This is a genomic window from Acinetobacter sp. CAU_H_78, from assembly GCF_058599365.1.
Genome location: NZ_CM178652.1, coordinates 224,095 through 239,958, shown reverse-complemented (window position 1 = coordinate 239,958; position 15,864 = coordinate 224,095). Strand labels below are relative to the sequence as shown.

The 15,864-nt window shown below is 45.5% G+C and carries 16 protein-coding genes; 5 read left to right on the top strand and 11 right to left on the bottom strand.

The window, feature by feature from the left end; all coding sequences use genetic code 11:
* Nucleotides 1–23: 23 nt before the first annotated feature.
* The 3 genes from gpmI to lptF all read right to left on the bottom strand — a co-directional run bounded on the left by gpmI (nt 24) and on the right by lptF (nt 3,869).
* Complete coding sequence (gene gpmI, locus AC4MCD_RS01125) at nt 24–1,571, bottom strand: 2,3-bisphosphoglycerate-independent phosphoglycerate mutase (RefSeq protein ID WP_491876426.1); 1,548 nt, start codon at nt 1,569–1,571, stop codon at nt 24–26.
* Between the two features lie 124 nt (nt 1,572–1,695).
* Nucleotides 1,696–2,766: an LPS export ABC transporter permease LptG gene (lptG, locus tag AC4MCD_RS01120; RefSeq protein ID WP_491876425.1), complete on the bottom strand. Its 1,071-nt coding sequence runs from the start codon at nt 2,764–2,766 to the stop codon at nt 1,696–1,698.
* Between the two features lie 2 nt (nt 2,767–2,768).
* Nucleotides 2,769–3,869, bottom strand: coding sequence for an LPS export ABC transporter permease LptF (lptF, locus tag AC4MCD_RS01115; RefSeq protein WP_034703425.1), 1,101 nt, complete (start codon nt 3,867–3,869; stop codon nt 2,769–2,771).
* A gap of 156 nt (nt 3,870–4,025) precedes the next feature.
* Between lptF and AC4MCD_RS01110 the strand changes: the two genes are divergently transcribed.
* The 3 genes from AC4MCD_RS01110 to blhA are packed head-to-tail and all read left to right on the top strand — an operon-like array spanning nt 4,026 to nt 6,515.
* Nucleotides 4,026–5,474 carry a leucyl aminopeptidase gene (locus AC4MCD_RS01110; RefSeq protein WP_491876424.1) on the top strand — a complete coding sequence of 483 codons (1,449 nt, stop codon included), beginning with the start codon at nt 4,026–4,028 and terminating at the stop codon, nt 5,472–5,474.
* On the top strand, nt 5,467–5,874 hold the full coding sequence (locus tag AC4MCD_RS01105; protein ID WP_004787296.1) for a DNA polymerase III subunit chi: 408 nt from the start codon (nt 5,467–5,469) through the stop codon (nt 5,872–5,874). The genes AC4MCD_RS01110 and AC4MCD_RS01105 overlap by 8 nt, the downstream gene beginning before the upstream one ends.
* Nucleotides 5,875–5,900: 26 nt before the next feature.
* Nucleotides 5,901–6,515: a cell division protein BlhA gene (gene blhA, locus AC4MCD_RS01100; protein ID WP_491876423.1), complete on the top strand. Its 615-nt coding sequence runs from the start codon at nt 5,901–5,903 to the stop codon at nt 6,513–6,515.
* Between the two features lie 103 nt (nt 6,516–6,618).
* On the opposite strand, the gene AC4MCD_RS01095 is transcribed toward blhA, so the two are convergent.
* From AC4MCD_RS01095 to glnK, 7 genes are all read right to left on the bottom strand, one after another.
* The gene (locus AC4MCD_RS01095; RefSeq protein ID WP_180053831.1) at nt 6,619–7,164 is read right to left on the bottom strand and encodes a VTT domain-containing protein; all 546 of its coding nucleotides are present in this window, start codon (nt 7,162–7,164) and stop codon (nt 6,619–6,621) included.
* A 109-nt stretch (nt 7,165–7,273) separates the two neighbouring features.
* Nucleotides 7,274–7,933 carry a riboflavin synthase gene (locus AC4MCD_RS01090; protein WP_166136489.1) on the bottom strand — a complete coding sequence of 220 codons (660 nt, stop codon included), beginning with the start codon at nt 7,931–7,933 and terminating at the stop codon, nt 7,274–7,276.
* Nucleotides 7,934–7,956: 23 nt separating this feature from the next.
* Nucleotides 7,957–9,249 (bottom strand): DNA adenine methylase, encoded by a 1,293-nt coding sequence (locus tag AC4MCD_RS01085; protein ID WP_419363923.1) that lies wholly within the window; start codon nt 9,247–9,249, stop codon nt 7,957–7,959.
* Nucleotides 9,246–10,334: a bifunctional diaminohydroxyphosphoribosylaminopyrimidine deaminase/5-amino-6-(5-phosphoribosylamino)uracil reductase RibD gene (gene ribD / locus AC4MCD_RS01080; RefSeq protein ID WP_419374565.1), complete on the bottom strand. Its 1,089-nt coding sequence runs from the start codon at nt 10,332–10,334 to the stop codon at nt 9,246–9,248. The genes AC4MCD_RS01085 and ribD overlap by 4 nt, the downstream gene beginning before the upstream one ends.
* A 2-nt stretch (nt 10,335–10,336) precedes the next feature.
* A complete protein-coding gene (gene nrdR, locus AC4MCD_RS01075; protein WP_004787309.1) occupies nt 10,337–10,804 on the bottom strand; it encodes a transcriptional regulator NrdR in 468 nt (155 codons plus the stop codon).
* A gap of 139 nt (nt 10,805–10,943) precedes the next feature.
* The gene (locus AC4MCD_RS01070; RefSeq protein WP_491876422.1) at nt 10,944–12,359 is read right to left on the bottom strand and encodes an ammonium transporter; all 1,416 of its coding nucleotides are present in this window, start codon (nt 12,357–12,359) and stop codon (nt 10,944–10,946) included.
* Between the two features lie 60 nt (nt 12,360–12,419).
* The gene (gene glnK / locus AC4MCD_RS01065) at nt 12,420–12,758 is read right to left on the bottom strand and encodes a P-II family nitrogen regulator (RefSeq protein WP_004650081.1); all 339 of its coding nucleotides are present in this window, start codon (nt 12,756–12,758) and stop codon (nt 12,420–12,422) included.
* 278 nt (nt 12,759–13,036) lie between these two features.
* Between glnK and AC4MCD_RS01060 the strand changes: the two genes are divergently transcribed.
* Nucleotides 13,037–13,264, top strand: coding sequence for an accessory factor UbiK family protein (locus AC4MCD_RS01060; RefSeq protein ID WP_491876827.1), 228 nt, complete (start codon nt 13,037–13,039; stop codon nt 13,262–13,264).
* A 65-nt stretch (nt 13,265–13,329) separates the two neighbouring features.
* On the top strand, nt 13,330–14,817 hold the full coding sequence (locus tag AC4MCD_RS01055) for a YifB family Mg chelatase-like AAA ATPase (protein WP_491876421.1): 1,488 nt from the start codon (nt 13,330–13,332) through the stop codon (nt 14,815–14,817).
* Nucleotides 14,818–14,863: 46 nt separating this feature from the next.
* On the opposite strand, the gene AC4MCD_RS01050 is transcribed toward AC4MCD_RS01055, so the two are convergent.
* The gene (locus AC4MCD_RS01050; protein WP_340834076.1) at nt 14,864–15,598 is read right to left on the bottom strand and encodes a TorF family putative porin; all 735 of its coding nucleotides are present in this window, start codon (nt 15,596–15,598) and stop codon (nt 14,864–14,866) included.
* Between the last annotated feature and the right edge of the window lie 266 nt (nt 15,599–15,864).

The following is a 15,864-nucleotide window of genomic DNA, read 5'->3' as shown; positions in this document are numbered from 1 at the left end:
TCTTATACCTGTTTTATAAAAGATTAAGCGTGCAACTCAATAAGATTGCGGCCCTGCATTTCAGCTGGTACCGGAATTTGCATCAAGTTTAGTAGTGTTGGTGCGACATCCGCCAATACGCCACCTTCTGCGATTGTTGCAGAGCTTGGACCCACATAGATAAATGGAACCAGTTCAGTGGTATGCTGGGTATGCACCTGACCGCTCTGATAATCCTGCATTTGCTCCACATTACCATGGTCTGCAGTAATAATCATATGGCCTTTTTTCGCCATCACAGCTTCATAAACACGGCCTAAGCAAGTATCCACAGCTTCAACGGCTTTCACTGCTGCATCAAATACACCAGTATGACCGACCATATCACCATTGGCATAGTTCACAACCAATAGGTCAAACTTGCCTGAATTGATCGCTGCCACCAGTTCATCTGTTACTTCATAGGCACTCATTTCCGGTTTCAGGTCATAAGTCGCAACATTTGGAGATGGGATCAGGATACGTTTTTCACCTGGATACTCTTCTTCACGGCCGCCGCTAAAGAAGAACGTTACATGTGCATATTTCTCAGTTTCTGCAATACGCAACTGGGTTTTACCCAAATTAGACAGATACTCACCTAAAGAATTTACCAGCGCTTCTGGCATATATGCCACAGGTGCATCAATGGTCGCCTGATAACGGGTCAACATCACGAATTTCGCCAGATTCGGTACAACCTTACGTTCAAAACCGGCAAAATCTTTTTCAACAAAGGCACGAGTCAATTCACGGGCACGGTCAGCACGGAAGTTCATGAATACGACGCTGTCGCCATCCTGAATCTTCACAGTGTCGCCAATGCGAGTCGCTTTTACGAATTCGTCTGATTCCTCTGCAGCATAAGCCTGTTCCAGACCTTCAACTGCAGTAGCTGCAGTACGCACTGCTTCGCCTTCAGTCAGCAGACAATACGCTTGCTCTACACGATCCCAACGGTTGTCACGATCCATAGCAAAATAACGACCGATCATGCTGACAATACGACCCTGGCCCGGATATTGAGCAAATAATGCATCCAGTTTTTCTAAAGAGGGTTCCGCACTTTTTGGTGGTGTATCACGGCCATCGAGGAACGCATGCAGATAAACCTGAGCACCGCGTTTTAAAGCCAGTTCAGCCATCGCCACGATATGATCTTCGTGTGAGTGCACACCGCCTTCAGACAACAGACCCATAATGTGGACTGCGCCATTTGCTGCTTTGGCTTTCTCAACCGCATCTACCAGCACTTCATGCTCGAAGAAAGCCCCAGTACGGATATCTTTGGTAATACGGGTAAAGTCCTGATACAGCACACGGCCAGCACCAAGATTCATATGACCGACTTCAGAGTTCCCCATCTGACCATCAGGCAGGCCGACATCTTCACCTGAACCTGAGATCAAACCATGCGGATGCTTTTCCTGCATAGCAGTTAAATTTGGTCGTTTAGCCGCTAAAAACGCATTGTCTTCGACCGCTTCGCGATGACCCACACCATCCATAATCACCAAAACGTGAGGGATTTTGCCAGCAGTTGCATCCGTCATAATGAAATACTCTTTTCGTCTACGAATTAATCGCTCTAGTTTACCGAATTTTGCAAAAAGAGGCCATGACCAGACGATGGTTTAAGCCTCTTGTTGCAATTGATTTCTTCTATTTTCCTATAGCTTAGCGGGCCCGATGGAGCAAGTAGCCGCCAATAGCAAACATCAGCAAAATAGGAATAAATACGAACCATGCCGGTGACGGCGCATAGACCAGACTGGCATAGCCAAGAAAATCCTGCAGGTAGAAGAAGCCTAAACCTGCGAATAATGCAATCACCAAACGGAAACCCATGGATTGCTGACGCAATGGTCCGAAAATAAATGAACAGGCAATCACTACCAGCGCAATCAGGGCAAATGGCGAACCGACTTTCTGCCAGAAGGCCAGCTGATAGGTTTTAGGTACCTGACTATATTCATGCATATAGCTCATAAAGCTCACCAGCTGGCTTGGTGATAAATCTTCCGGATCAATCGTGACCATATGCACATATTTCGGCTGCAAGGCCAAAGCCAGTGGCTGCTCATCATGCTGTACCAGTGTCGCATTGCCGTTTTGTAAAATATCAAACTGTTCAGTGCTATCTAGTTTCCAGGCTCCATCCTTGACAAACTCACCCTGTTTGGCATCCAGAGAACCCCGCAGACGGTAATTGTCATCAAAGTCCAGCATCTGTACATTTTTCAGCTGGCCTTTGGCGTTGGCATAATCAATATAGATAAAGCGATTGCCCTCACGCGTCCAATAGCCTTTCACTTCACCGATTTTGACTGGCTTGTTATAGCTTTTGACTGCTTTGGCCTGTTCATTGGTATATGGAATCACCCATTCGCTCAGGGCAAACGACAATACGACCAATAACAATGCTGATCGAATAACCCAGCCGACAATACGCCATAGGCTAACGCCGACTGAACGCATTACGATCAGCTCACTATTGGAAGCCAATGTACCCAAACCGAGTACCGCACCAATCAGTGCCGAAATTGGCAGAATTTCATAAAGATAATTCGGTGCGCCCCAGAGTACATATTTCAAGGCATCCCAGGCACCATAGCCTTCTTTCAGGGAGCCCAATTCACCTAAATACGTAAATAAAACCTGCAGACCTGAAAGAACAGCTGTTGCCCCAAGCATCGCCAGCGCAGTGGTTCCAGTCACATGTTTGGCAACTATACGACGTGCTAACATTGTTAAGACCTCACTCGCTGAATCCGTTTTTTAATTTTTGGCGCCAAATTCTGTTTACGTGAGAACAATGCACCGGCTATCGCATAGATGATCAGGACTAGTGGATAAGCCCAAATGCCCATTTCCGCCTTGCTGACCCGGGTTTTGATCGCCATCAGGGCCACAATCAGGCTGGCAAAGATCATCAGTGCCGGGAATAATTTGAGATAGCGACCTTGACGTGGGCTCACTTCAGACAGCGCTACAGACAAAATCAGGGCAATCACAATGGCAAACGGTACAAAGACACGCCAGCCAAGCTCACTGGCTACGACAGGATCCTGACGGTTTTTCCAAAGCTGTCCGGTCGGCAAGGCTTCAACTTCATCACTGGCCAGTTCTGCTTCTTTATCACTTTCGATCCGTAAACGATAGCTTTCAAATTCAGCCTGGGTATATTGCGGCGTGCCTGGATAAATTTCATAGCGGCGACCATTGACCAGATCAACCACATTGGCTGCATCATTCGGCATTTCAATTCGGGTCGCTTCCTGCGCCAGAATCATCACATCCGGCTTGCCTTCTTTTTCCGCACGCTGATAGAAGAAGATATCTTTCAGGTTTTTGCGATCTTCGGATAGATCTCCGGCATAAATGGTATAGGGTCCAGAAGAGATAAATTCTTTAGGCCGAACCAGATCAAAACCGGTTCGTACTGCCTGCTCACTGGTTAAGGCTTCGAACTGGCGAATCCCCCACGGCGAAGCCCACAGCATGAGAAAGCCTTGTGCAAGGAGATAGACCAAAGTCATTGGAATCAAAAGACGTGCCAGCTGATGCCGGCTAATTCCGCTACCATTTAAGACCGCCATCTCATGATCAACATAAAGACGGCCAAAGACCAGCATTAAGCCGATAAAGAACCCAAGTGGAAGAATCAGGGTCAGGAATTCAGGCAAACGATAACCAATGATGCTGAACAGGATTCCAGCATCCAGACGCCCCTGTGCGGCCACACCAAAATACTTGATCAAACGACCGCCCATCATGATAAGGGTCAGTAAGGCAATCACCACCAAGGAGGTCGATACCACTTGCTTGACCAGATAACGCCGAATAATCAAATTAGTTCTTCCAAAATGAGCTCCATAAAACGAGTGCTAGTTTACCCGAATAGCAAAAATATAAAACCTAGGTGGCTCTGCCCATTGAAAATCTATTCGGATAAATGTTTCAATGCTTGAATGATTTGCAAATCTAAACAGGCGTGAAAACAAGATATGAACCTTACAATTAATACGTCATTCCCAGAGAATGGATCAAGTCAATCTTTGTTGATTTTAGTCGACTCAGAACAGATTCAGAGCGCTGCATCAACATACCAAATCAATAGCCTAGATACATTAATTGAAGCATCTCAATTCAAGGCTGGTCTAGCAGAAAGTTTAAGCCTGATTGGACAGGTCAGCCAGTCTCAGCATGCGGCCCTGATCGGCCTCGGCAAGACTGCCGAATTACAAGCGGGAAAACTGGCGAAAATTGCCCAGGCCATTATTAAAGGCTCTCAAAAAAAATTCAAACAGATTTCTGTTGATCTGACACAACTTCCACAAGAATTGCACTATCTGTTTGTATTGGCTTTAACTCAGGCCAGCTACGGCTATGACGAATACAAGTCAAAAAAGAACGAATTTATTCTGCAGCAGATTGATTTCATCGCTGCCGAAACTCCGCTAACAGCTGAACAGTTGCAATTGATTCAGGCCGTTCAGACTGGTCAGAATCTGGCGCGTGATCTGGGTAATCGTCCTGGCAATATTTGTTTCCCAGAATATCTGGCAGAACAGGCGCAAGCGCTGGCGGCTCAATATCCGGACCTGCTTAAAGTAACTGTACTTAATGAACAGCAAATGGCTGACCTTGGCATGGGTGCCTTCCTTGCAGTCAGCAAAGGTTCAGATCGTCCAGGCCGTATTATTACGATTGAATATCTGGCGCACCGTGAAGAAGCACCAGTGGTCTTACTAGGTAAAGGCATTACTTTTGATACCGGCGGTATTTCATTAAAACCAGGCGCTGGCATGGACGAAATGAAATACGATATGTGCGGTGCGGCTTCAGTTCTAGGCACGCTTCGTGCACTATGCGAATCTCGTTTACCAATTCATGTGGTGGGTGCGATTGCTGCAGCGGAAAATATGCCTTCTGGTAAAGCCACCCGTCCAGGTGACATCGTAACGACTATGAGCGGTCAAACCGTTGAAATTCTAAACACTGATGCTGAAGGCCGTCTGGTACTCTGTGATGCGCTAACTTATGTGAAACGCTTCAACCCTGCTCTGGTGATTGATATTGCAACTCTAACCGGTGCTTGTGTAGTGGCCTTAGGTTCAGTCTTGACCGGTATGTTTACGCCAGACAATGAGCTGGCTGCAGAACTTGAAACCGCTGGCCAAAATGCATTTGACCGTGTATGGCGCATGCCAGTACTGGACGACTATCAGGAACAACTGGATTCCCCATTTGCGGATATTGCCAATATTGGTGGTCCTAAAGCCGGTTCTGTAACGGCTGCATGCTTCCTGCAACGTTTTACGCGTGACTATCGTTGGGCTCACCTGGATATTGCAGGCACTGCATGGAATTCAGGTCCAAATAAAGGCGCAACTGGCCGTCCAGTACCTCTATTAATGCAATTCCTGGCTAATCGCGTTCAAAAGCATGGCTAAGGTCAGCTTTTATTTATTTGAAAAAAGCCCTGAACGACAAGTGGACAGCACTTGTCGTTTATGCCGTAAAATTTTGCGTCAGCCAGAGCGTATCTGGCTGCTGTGTGCCGATCCTGCCTTACAGCAGGAACTGGATGAAAAGCTGTGGAACTTTGATCCCGCCAGCTTTATTCCGCATGGAATCGATCAGCCAGATGCAACCGTTTGTATCTCGGCTCAATTACCAGAGCAGTCGGGCTGGATTATTTTTAATTTTAATCCGGAAGCACTTGAACCTGATGCGAAATTTAGTCACATTATTGAGATTATTGAAAACAATGAACCGGCCAAACAGCTGGGACGTGAGAAATATAAACAATATCGTCGCTTTGGCATTCAGCCAAATACCTTTAAGCTCTAAGTAATCACGTGAACAAGGAGATGCAAGTGGCATTAAATGTAGGTCCAGATTTTAAACAGCGCTGGTTAAACACGCCTGAGGCTGTACGTCAGACCTTTATCGATGACCTCTCGCGCATCTGTGAAGTACTTAAGCCTGAAACCGCTGTAGAAGAATGGCTGGTCCGCGACCAGCAGTTACAGAAAGAGTCTGAGCGTAAAATTGAAGCAGCGTATGCACAGCGCAAGGCTGAACTGATTGAAGAAGCACGCATTCGTAGACAATTAGCGCTTGAAAAAGCCTTAGCCGAAAAACGTGCTGAAGAACAGGCCTATGCCGAACAGCTACGCCGTGATGAAGAGCGAAAATTTGCCGAGCAAACTCAGAAGCTGGCTGAAATGCGTCATATGCTGGATACTGAAGTTCAGGATTATGCCGCACGCTATCAGAAAAATCCGGATCAGGTGCTCGACTTTGCCAAAGGTCGCTTAAATATCGACGATACCCAGATTTTGTCTGAGCTGGAAAGCTTACGGTTACGTCTGGAACTCGAAGCAGAAACTGTGATTGAACAAACCATCAATGCACTGCGTGAGAAATTACACGCTGCAGCTAAAGAAGAAATTGACTATATTCTGAAAAATTCTGATCTGGCTGAGTAAAGTTGATAGTCAGTTGGCTGAAAGAGTCTTTTTATTTTTCAGCCTTAACCCCTGCTTGCCTTATTTAAACTCATTTTATCTAACTATAAAATTCACTTTAAAATTAAAACAAGTCAGCCAGTAAAAATGCGGTATTGCCAAGCAGATAGCCTGTCCCAAGCAAAGTGCTGATCCAGAGAATTCCCCCGGTCACATTATAAAAACTGAAAGTCGCAAAGCTCATATGGCCAGAACCTGCCGCAAAAGGGCCGAAGGAACGTACAAAAGGAATAAAACGCGCAATTAAGATCGTCTTGCCACCATGTTTCATAAAATAATGATTGGTTTTGACCATATATTCGGGTTTGAAAAACCGTGAATGTTCATTGAAATACTTTAATCCGAGCACCCTGCCCGAATAATAATTCACGGTATAACCCAGAATCGAAGCAATCAGCAGCAATAAACCCATAGAGTGCAAGGTAATCAGGTCAGAGCTGGAACACAGCGCACCGACAGCAATCAACAGACTGTCACCGGGCAAAAAAAAGAAAAATGGCGAACCTGTTTCTGCAAAAATCACCAGGAACAAAATTGCATAGATCCACACCCCATACTGCTCCAGCAATAAGGGTAAAGACTGTTCAAGATGAAGTAAAAAATCGAGCATTCGACCTGTCCACTGGGGCTAAAATCGCGAGTTGAGCTACGTATTATCCCGAAAAATAAAAAGACAGTCTAATTTTTCAATTAGACTGTCTGGTAATTGCGCAGCGGATTTATTTCAAAAAACCATTTTCGGCTAAGAATTCCATGCTGATTTTAGACTGTTCTGTAGTTTCTGCGGCCTTGTCACCCAGTAATAACCGCTCGATATAACGCGCCAACACATCTACTTCCAGATTGACTTTAGTACCTAATTTCCAAGTGCTAATATTGGTACGTTCGGCTGTATGCGGAATCAGATTCAGACTAAGGATATTTCCACGTAAGTGATTGATGGTCAGGCTGATACCATCTACTGTTATAGAGCCCTTCTCTGCCAGATATTTGGCAATTTCTTTTGGTGCAGTCACTTCAAAGTAGATGGAACGGGCATCGGAACGTACCACCGTAATTTCACCCACAGCATCGACATGACCAGAAACAATATGTCCACCAAAACGTGTAGTGGGCAGCATCGCCTTTTCGACATTTACAGGTTGGCCGACTTTCCAGTTAGCCAGTGTAGTCCGGTCCAGGCTTTCACGTGATACGTCTGCAGCATACCAGTTCTCACCCCAGTCAATTACGGTCAGACAGATGCCATTGGTGGCAATTGAATCGCCTAGATGTACATCAGACATATCCAGATCCGTCTGGATACGTAAACGCACATCACCGCCAACGCTTTGCAGGCTCTCGACCTTGCCCAGACTTTCAATAATACCTGTAAACATCTTTATTTCCTTTTTCTCTGCGCTTACCACAAGGCCAATTGGGTACTCACCCCGGTCGTATCCACACCGCCCAGCTCGGCATAATGATGCAACTGGCTCAGTAACTGACGGATTGGCGGACCTGACTTGGCATGTGTGTCGGTAATTACAATAAATTCCAGTACACGTGCACGTTCAGACTGGCGCTGTTTGCTGACACGATAACGCGGTACGTCCTGAGTGAGCAAAGTTACACGGCCACGTTTCAGGTTAGCCTGCAGCAAATCTGTGGCACTGATATTACCATCAGTCGAATAACTGGTCAGGATAAAACGCGCATTAATGGTCGCCAACAAGGTTTCATAGGCCTCTTTGGCATGCTTGGACGAGTTGTACTGACTTGGACGTTCTTTACGCCAAGCACGGTCAATCCCGCTCTTGAAGCCTTTGGTATCCGGACTTGGTAAATCGACCTGATCCCAAAGTGTTAAAGCATTCAGCACATGATAGTTACTGCTATAGGCATGCTGGTTATACGGTGGATCCAGATAAGCCACATCGACTTCAAAACCACTCATCTGATTGGCCAGATGCTGGGCATCGACACACCACATTTCTGCGGCAGGCCCTTGGTGCTTAGCATCTTCACAGAAACGGCTTGGCGTTAACCAAAGTAAAGATTCAATACGTTCTAGTGCAGTCTGGGTTTTACCGCCCCAACCATGGTGGAAACTTTTAAATACGCCTGAGGTATTGCTGACAAAACTGGCTGAATAAAGTAATGGTGCCAGCAAGGCACTCATTTCCACGTCATCAATCGCACCTTGCGCTTGCCAGGTGGCAATCTGCTGACGGATCGCATCAATACGCATGCCATTACGGCGCTTGAAGAACAAACGGTCACGGGTCGGATCATAGATTTCGTCATTGCGTGGACACAGGTTATGCGTCACCCAGCCTTTGACTTCAGGCAGACGGTTTAGATAGTCGATCGCTTTCTGATAGCCACCCAGTTCTTTAAATGCAGGTGCATCAGTGCATGCCAGAACTGCATGATTCAGCGCATGGCTATAGGGTTCCCAGTCATTGGCAATGACACGATAGCCATTTTGACGTGCTAAACGTGATACCACACCAGAACCGGCAAAGAAATCGGCAAATATCGGCGCACGGCCATCTTCACGTTTTAAGGTTCCCGTGCTCTCAAGTGCTTCCAGAATTAAATGTAGTAAACGGCGTTTGTTCCCCAAATAAGGAACCAATTGATGGAAAAGATATTCATCTGTGGTACGTGCCGCATGGCGACGTTTGTGATAAACCGTAGACTCTGAATTCATAGTGTCTCTTGAGAAGGAATTAACCTGAAGCGCACGTCGTCACCCAAACGGGTCACGTCCTGCAACTTGAATCGAAGTTGTTCTGCCATTCGGCTAAATTCTGCATTGAACATACTACGCGCAGTTTGCCCCAATAAGGTCGGTGCAACATAACTGATGAGTTCATCCACCAGTCCTGCCTGTAAAAATGCGGTAGATAAGGTCGCGCCTGACTCAACCAGCACCTCATAAATCTGATGCTGCTGAACCAGTTGCTGTAATAATTCTTTTAAAGGCTGAATTTCGAGTTGGATCACACCCAACTCAGCCAGCTCCTGACGATAAGGCCCCATCACCATTATCGTTTCTGGATTTTTCAAGAGCTTGGCAGTGAGTGGCAAACGCCCCTGGCGATCCAGAATAATCCGTTTGGGCTGAACGATGGTACTGAGGTCATCCACGTCATTTAGATTGCGTACATTGAGCTGGCAGTCATCTGCCAATACCGTATCTATACCAGTAATTACGGCGCCAGAAATCGCACGCCAATGCTGTACATCCTGTCGGGCCTCTACACCAGTAATCCATTTTGATTCACCCGATGCCATTGCGGTACGGCCATCTAAACTTGATGCAATTTTCAGTCGTACATAAGGCATCCTAGTCGCCATGGCTTTCAGAAAGCCATAATTCAGTGGATGCGCTTCATCTTCACAGATGCCAACTTCCACTTCAATACCGGCATCTTTCAGGATCTGCATGCCTTTTCCAGCCACCAGTGGATTCGGATCAGGGCAAGCCACAATCACTTTGGCTACGCCTGCTTCGACCAGACCTTTGGCACACGGTGGTGTACGACCATAATGTGCACAAGGTTCCAAGGTCACATAAGCTGTTGCACCGCGCGCCTGATCTCCAGCCTGACGCATGGCAAAGACTTCAGCATGTGGCTGACCAGCTTTAGGATGGAAACCTTCACCGACAATCACGCCATCTTTGACAATGACACAGCCGACATTCGGATTCGGTTTAGTGGAATACTGTCCCTGACGTGCCAGTTCGATGGCACGGCGCATCCAGACTTGATCTTGATTGAGTTCAGACATGCTTATTCTTGAAATTCGCCACGTTGCTGCATCTGTTCAATTTGACGACGAAAAGCCTCGACATCCTGAAAATCCTGATAGACCGAAGCAAAACGGACATAAGCGACATGATCAAGTGCAAATAGAGATTGCATGACAATTTCACCAATGGTACGTGATTTCACATCACGCTCACCCAGACGGCGAATCTGCAACTGGATATCACTCAGCACCGTTTCAATCTGTTCCTGCGTCACAGGACGTTTCTGCAAGGCATGCATCAGGGAACGGCGTAATTTGGCTTCATCAAAGGGTTCATTCTTGCCATCAGATTTGATGACACGCGGCATCACCACTTCATAACTTTCAAAGGTGGTAAAGCGTTCATTACAACTGACGCATTCACGACGGCGGCGAATCTGGCAACCTTCAGCGGCCAGGCGTGAATCAATCACTTTACTGTCTGGTGTATTGCAAAATGGGCAATGCATAGCGGTTTAATTGAACAAATCCTGATGATTTCCGAGTGTAGCAAAAATTCTAAACTTTGTAGAGTTTTACGCAATATATAGAAAAAAAACAGCCCAGATGGGCTGTTTTACACAATATATTGATTATTGTTTTAGCAGATTATTCTACGCGTTCGCCGTGTTGGCTCAAGTCCAGACCCATGCGTTCATCATCAGAAGAAACACGGATACCGATGATCAGATCGATCACTTTAAGAATCACGAAAGTCAATACTGCAGAGTAAGCGATGGTTGCAAGTACACCTTCAACCTGAACCCAAAGTTGGCTCATTACATTTGCTGGAGCAGCATCACCCATGATGAATTCGCTGGCAAAGAATGCTGTCAGAATCGCACCAACGATACCACCTACACCATGCAGACCAAAGGCATCTAGAGAATCATCGGCTTTCAGTGCGCGTTTCAGAGCAGTAATACCCCAGAAACATACCACACCACCGATCAGACCCATTGCCAGTGCACCACCGACAGTAACGAAACCAGCTGCTGGAGTAATCACCACCAGACCTGCTACTGCACCAGATGCACCACCTAATACAGAGGCTTTACCACGTACCACTTTTTCAGTAATTAACCAAGAGATCGCTGCTGCCGCTGCTGCAACTTGAGTTACGATCAGCGCATAACCCGCAGAACCATTTGCACCCAATGCTGAACCACCGTTGAAGCCGAACCAGCCTACCCAAAGTAAGCTTGCACCGACTACAGTTAAAGTCAGATTATGTGGCGCCATTGATTCACGGCCAAGGCCCATACGTTTACCAAGCATGTAGGCTGCAACCAGACCCGCTACACCTGAGTTGATGTGAACGACTGTACCACCAGCAAAGTCAAGCGCACCGTCGTTGCCTAACCAGCCGCCACCCCATACCCAGTGAGTAATTGGCGCATAAACCAGAATCACCCAGAGTGTAATGAATGCCACGAAAGCACCAAACTTCATACGTTCCGCAATTGAACCGCTGATGATGGCAACCGTAATGATGGCAAACGTCATTTGGAAGATCACGAACAGGATTTCAGGAATTGTGCCTGAAAGTGCATCGGTGGTTATCCCAGCCAGCATGAGCTTGTCCAGACTGCCGATAAAGGCATTTCCTTCACCAAAGGCCAATGTATAACCAATTACGACCCAGGCAATACTGACTACGGCTGCAGCAACAAAACTGTGTGCCATTGTTGCCAGCACGTTTTTCTTACGGACCATACCGCCATAGAATAGGGCTAAACCTGGAATGGTCATCAGTAATACAAGAGCAGTTGAAGTGAGAATCCAGGCTGTATCGCCAGTATCGAGAGTAGCTTCTTCTTCTGTAAGCGCTGCTGGTTCAGCTGGCGCCACTTCAGCAATCTCTGCTGTAGTTGTGTCTGTTGTTGTAAGTGAAGTATCACCAGTCTCTGCAACGAGTGCGACTTCTTCAGTAGGTGTTGGTGCTGTTACGGCCTCTTCAGCCCACGCAACAGAACCACCTAAAAGAGCGCTGGACAAGCCGAACGCCATTAGCATTTTTTTCATTCGTATCCCCCAACCATGTTTTTTGTGAGTTATTAGGTACTCAGCAAACTTCGTGCCAAATTAAACAGCGTCTGCACCTGTTTCACCGGTACGAATACGGATGACTTGTTCTAAGTTAGTTACGAAAATTTTTCCGTCACCGATTTTGCCAGTGCTTGCAACACGAGTAATTGATTCAATTACCGAATCAACCATTTCATCGCTGATTGCGATTTCAATTTTGACTTTCGGTAGGAAATCTACAACGTATTCAGCGCCACGATAAAGTTCAGTATGGCCTTTTTGACGACCAAAGCCTTTGACTTCAGTCACAGTGATGCCTTGAACACCAATTTCAGATAATGCTTCACGCACATCATCCAATTTGAAAGGTTTTACAATTGCAGTTACGAGCTTCATGTTTGTTTTCCTTCGGCTTATTTCACCAGTAAGGTTTTATGTTCAAATTTCATGCCAAGATTCCTAAGGTCGGGGGAAATTAGAAAGCCCGGCACGATGTTTCTTGCTCTTTTATTTTATACTTATAACGTATTGGAATCTGCACAAATTGGATATTTTTTATGTGGATTTTTACAATATTACTAATCGAAGCAGCCTATATTTTATCTGAAATACTGTCAGTCACTCTTGCAGCAATGCTACACTGTCCGCGCATTTATATGGCGATGGATCAGATTATGATTGAAACCCTGTTACAAGCAATTTTGCAGCAAGTTGAACAACCTAAAAAGGATCTGGAGCACAACCTGCGTGCCCTGCTCAATGAAGCCGTCAGTAAAATGGATTTAGTGTCTAAAGAAGAGCTCGAACGTCAACGTACTGCCCTAAATAATGCCAATCAGCGTTTAAATGATTTACTAAAACAAGTCGAAGAGCTAGAAGAAAAAGTCTCGATTAAAAAATAAGCACAACTACAGTGCACAAAAGACACGAGAACAATAAAAATAATGCACTATATTGGAACAACAATATGTCTTTTGCCAAAATTTATACGCGAGGCCTGTTAGGCCTGCATGCACCTTTAATTGAAGTCGAAGTTCATGTCAGTTCTGGCATGCCTTCCCTCACCATTGTGGGGCTTCCTGAAGCCGCAGTCAGGGAAAGTAAGGATCGGGTTCGATCAGCTATTCTGAATAGTGGCTTTCAGTTTCCGACCAAACGCCTGACCATTAATCTGGCACCTGCCGATCTACCTAAAGATGGCTCACGTTTGGACTTGCCGATTGCGCTAGGAATTTTAGTGGCCTCAGGACAGCTTCCAGAAAATTGCACAGATAACCTTGAGTTTATTGGTGAACTCGCCCTAGATGGTCAATTGCGGCCAGTAACAGGAATCCTGAGTATTGCAATTGCCTGCCAGCAGGCACAGCATCAACTGATCTTGCCTAGTCCGAATGCTCAGGAAGCCTCTCAGCTTCCGGATTTTCAGGTATTTGCTGCCAATCATTTACAGGAAGTCTGTGCACATCTGGCTCAAGCAGAAACCTTGCCCCCGTTTAAGACCAGCCCATTAGATCAGCACTCTTTTTATAAATTTGATCTTGCGGATGTGAAAGGACAATTGCGACCACGACGTGCCTTGGAAATTGCAGCTGCAGGTGGCCATTCCCTGCTGTTCCGCGGCCCACCTGGTACAGGTAAAACCTTATTAGCATCGCGCCTCGCCAGTATTTTACCTCCCTTAAATACTCAGGAAAATCTGGAAGTTGCTAGCATCTATTCAATTGCCAATGCCAATCATCCCTTTGGCCAGCGGCCATTTCGGGCACCGCATCATACTGCGTCTGCCATTGCACTGGTCGGCGGTGGCTCACATCCTAAACCTGGAGAGATCACACTGGCACATTTGGGCGTTTTATTTCTAGACGAACTGCCTGAGTTTGACCGCAAGGTTTTAGAAGTATTACGTCAGCCGCTTGAGTCCAAAGAAATTGTAATCTCACGTGCTTCCCGGCAAATTACTTTTCCAGCCAATTTTCAACTGGTGGCAGCCATGAATCCTTGTCCATGCGGTTATGCATTTAATCAGGACAGCCGCTGTCAATGTTCACCTGAAAGCATCAAGCGTTATCAGAACCGGATTTCTGGTCCATTACTGGATCGGATTGACCTGCATATTGACGTACCACCTTTACAGGCACAGGAGTTACAGGACAATAAACCCGTCGAAAACTCTGAAACCGTCAGACAGCGTGTGATCAGCGCCTATAATATTCAGATCGAACGGCAAAACGCCTTAAACATGAGTCTTAGTCCGAAACAACTGGAACAATATGCCCCTCTCGATCCACCAGCTCAGAAAATGATTGAACTGGCTCAGCAGAAACTGAATTTATCAGCACGAGGCTATCATCGGATTTTGCGTGTTGCCCGAACCATTGCCGATCTTAACCAAAGTCCAGATATTCAGACTGGGCATTTATCAGAAGCCTTGTCTTATCGCGGGCAGCACATTTAAACAATAAAAAAGGCGACCTAAAGTCGCCTTTTTTATTCAGAGAAAATTAGAAGCTATAACCTAATCCGAATACTACTTTGTTCTTTTGTTTCACATCCATACGATCATAACCACCGATGATGTAATTGATGCTTGCAGTAACACCAGTATCTGCAAGAGGTTTGCTTAAACCGATATCAAAATGACGGAAACCAAAGCTTTCACTGGTCTCTTCTACATAGTCACCTGACTTTTCATAAGCATATAAACCTAAAGCGGTGTCTAAGCTAAAGTCATTCGGCAGTGCATAGCTATAAGTACCTTTGATATAAGTATCCCCTGCATTCCCCCAAGTCGTATCTTCAAGAAGAGTTTGTGCTGTAATACCTAAATCTTTATAGCTCAGACCCAATAACAGCTCAAATCCATTCGTTTCTTCATCAGATTCATAATAATAATAGTAAGTCGTACCGATCGTTAAACCCAAATCTTCATTTACCGAATGGCTATAGCCTGCATAGAAATTATTTTCAAAAGCATCACGGCCTTCCTCAACCAAAGAATAATCTAAGGTAGAGCCCCACCAACCTGCATAGAAGCCAGAGGCATGATTATAGTCAAGTCCACCTTGTAAAGTAGCTCCGCTATTTTCAGGTGTGTTGGTAATCCCACGCAGGTTATAGCTTGAAAGTACACTGATATTTCCAGAAACTGAATGTTCAGCAGCTGGTTCATCCGCGAAAGTGAAAGAAGATGCAGCACCTAGTAAAGCAAAAGATAATACTTTTAATGTTGATTTCATTGTATGACTCCCCCAGATCGTCTGAGACGTTTTTATGATATTGATTAAACTCAAGTTCGAAATTTGCAAGAGCTATGCCAATCTGGAATAAAACAACGGAAATCTGATGAATATAAATAAAATAAATCACTAGGTATTTGTTTTTAAATTATATTTAAATTTTTAAAAAAAGCACTTTGATAGGTTCTTTTTAACATTGGTCCTTTTTCAAAGATTTATTTTCTTTTTTCGCCCTTATACATAATCATTTACAAGTTGCGCCATTT

What these genes read in the sequence shown, in the direction of transcription:
- gpmI (WP_491876426.1), bottom strand. Translation starts at nt 1,571, where the DNA reads ATGACGGATGCAACTGCTGGCAAAATCCCTCACGTTTTGGTGATTATG.
- ribD (WP_419374565.1), bottom strand. Translation starts at nt 10,334, where the DNA reads ATGTCTGAACTCAATCAAGATCAAGTCTGGATGCGCCGTGCCATCGAA.
- AC4MCD_RS01085 (WP_419363923.1), bottom strand. Translation starts at nt 9,249, where the DNA reads ATGAATTCAGAGTCTACGGTTTATCACAAACGTCGCCATGCGGCACGT.
- AC4MCD_RS01110 (WP_491876424.1), top strand. Translation starts at nt 4,026, where the DNA reads ATGAACCTTACAATTAATACGTCATTCCCAGAGAATGGATCAAGTCAA.
- AC4MCD_RS01090 (WP_166136489.1), bottom strand. Translation starts at nt 7,933, where the DNA reads ATGTTTACAGGTATTATTGAAAGTCTGGGCAAGGTCGAGAGCCTGCAA.
- glnK (WP_004650081.1), bottom strand. Translation starts at nt 12,758, where the DNA reads ATGAAGCTCGTAACTGCAATTGTAAAACCTTTCAAATTGGATGATGTG.
- AC4MCD_RS01060 (WP_491876827.1), top strand. Translation starts at nt 13,037, where the DNA reads ATGATTGAAACCCTGTTACAAGCAATTTTGCAGCAAGTTGAACAACCT.
- lptG (WP_491876425.1), bottom strand. Translation starts at nt 2,766, where the DNA reads ATGTTAGCACGTCGTATAGTTGCCAAACATGTGACTGGAACCACTGCG.
- AC4MCD_RS01095 (WP_180053831.1), bottom strand. Translation starts at nt 7,164, where the DNA reads ATGCTCGATTTTTTACTTCATCTTGAACAGTCTTTACCCTTATTGCTG.
- AC4MCD_RS01050 (WP_340834076.1), bottom strand. Translation starts at nt 15,598, where the DNA reads ATGAAATCAACATTAAAAGTATTATCTTTTGCTTTACTAGGTGCTGCA.
- AC4MCD_RS01055 (WP_491876421.1), top strand. Translation starts at nt 13,330, where the DNA reads ATGTCTTTTGCCAAAATTTATACGCGAGGCCTGTTAGGCCTGCATGCA.
- nrdR (WP_004787309.1), bottom strand. Translation starts at nt 10,804, where the DNA reads ATGCATTGCCCATTTTGCAATACACCAGACAGTAAAGTGATTGATTCA.
- AC4MCD_RS01070 (WP_491876422.1), bottom strand. Translation starts at nt 12,359, where the DNA reads ATGAAAAAAATGCTAATGGCGTTCGGCTTGTCCAGCGCTCTTTTAGGT.
- AC4MCD_RS01105 (WP_004787296.1), top strand. Translation starts at nt 5,467, where the DNA reads ATGGCTAAGGTCAGCTTTTATTTATTTGAAAAAAGCCCTGAACGACAA.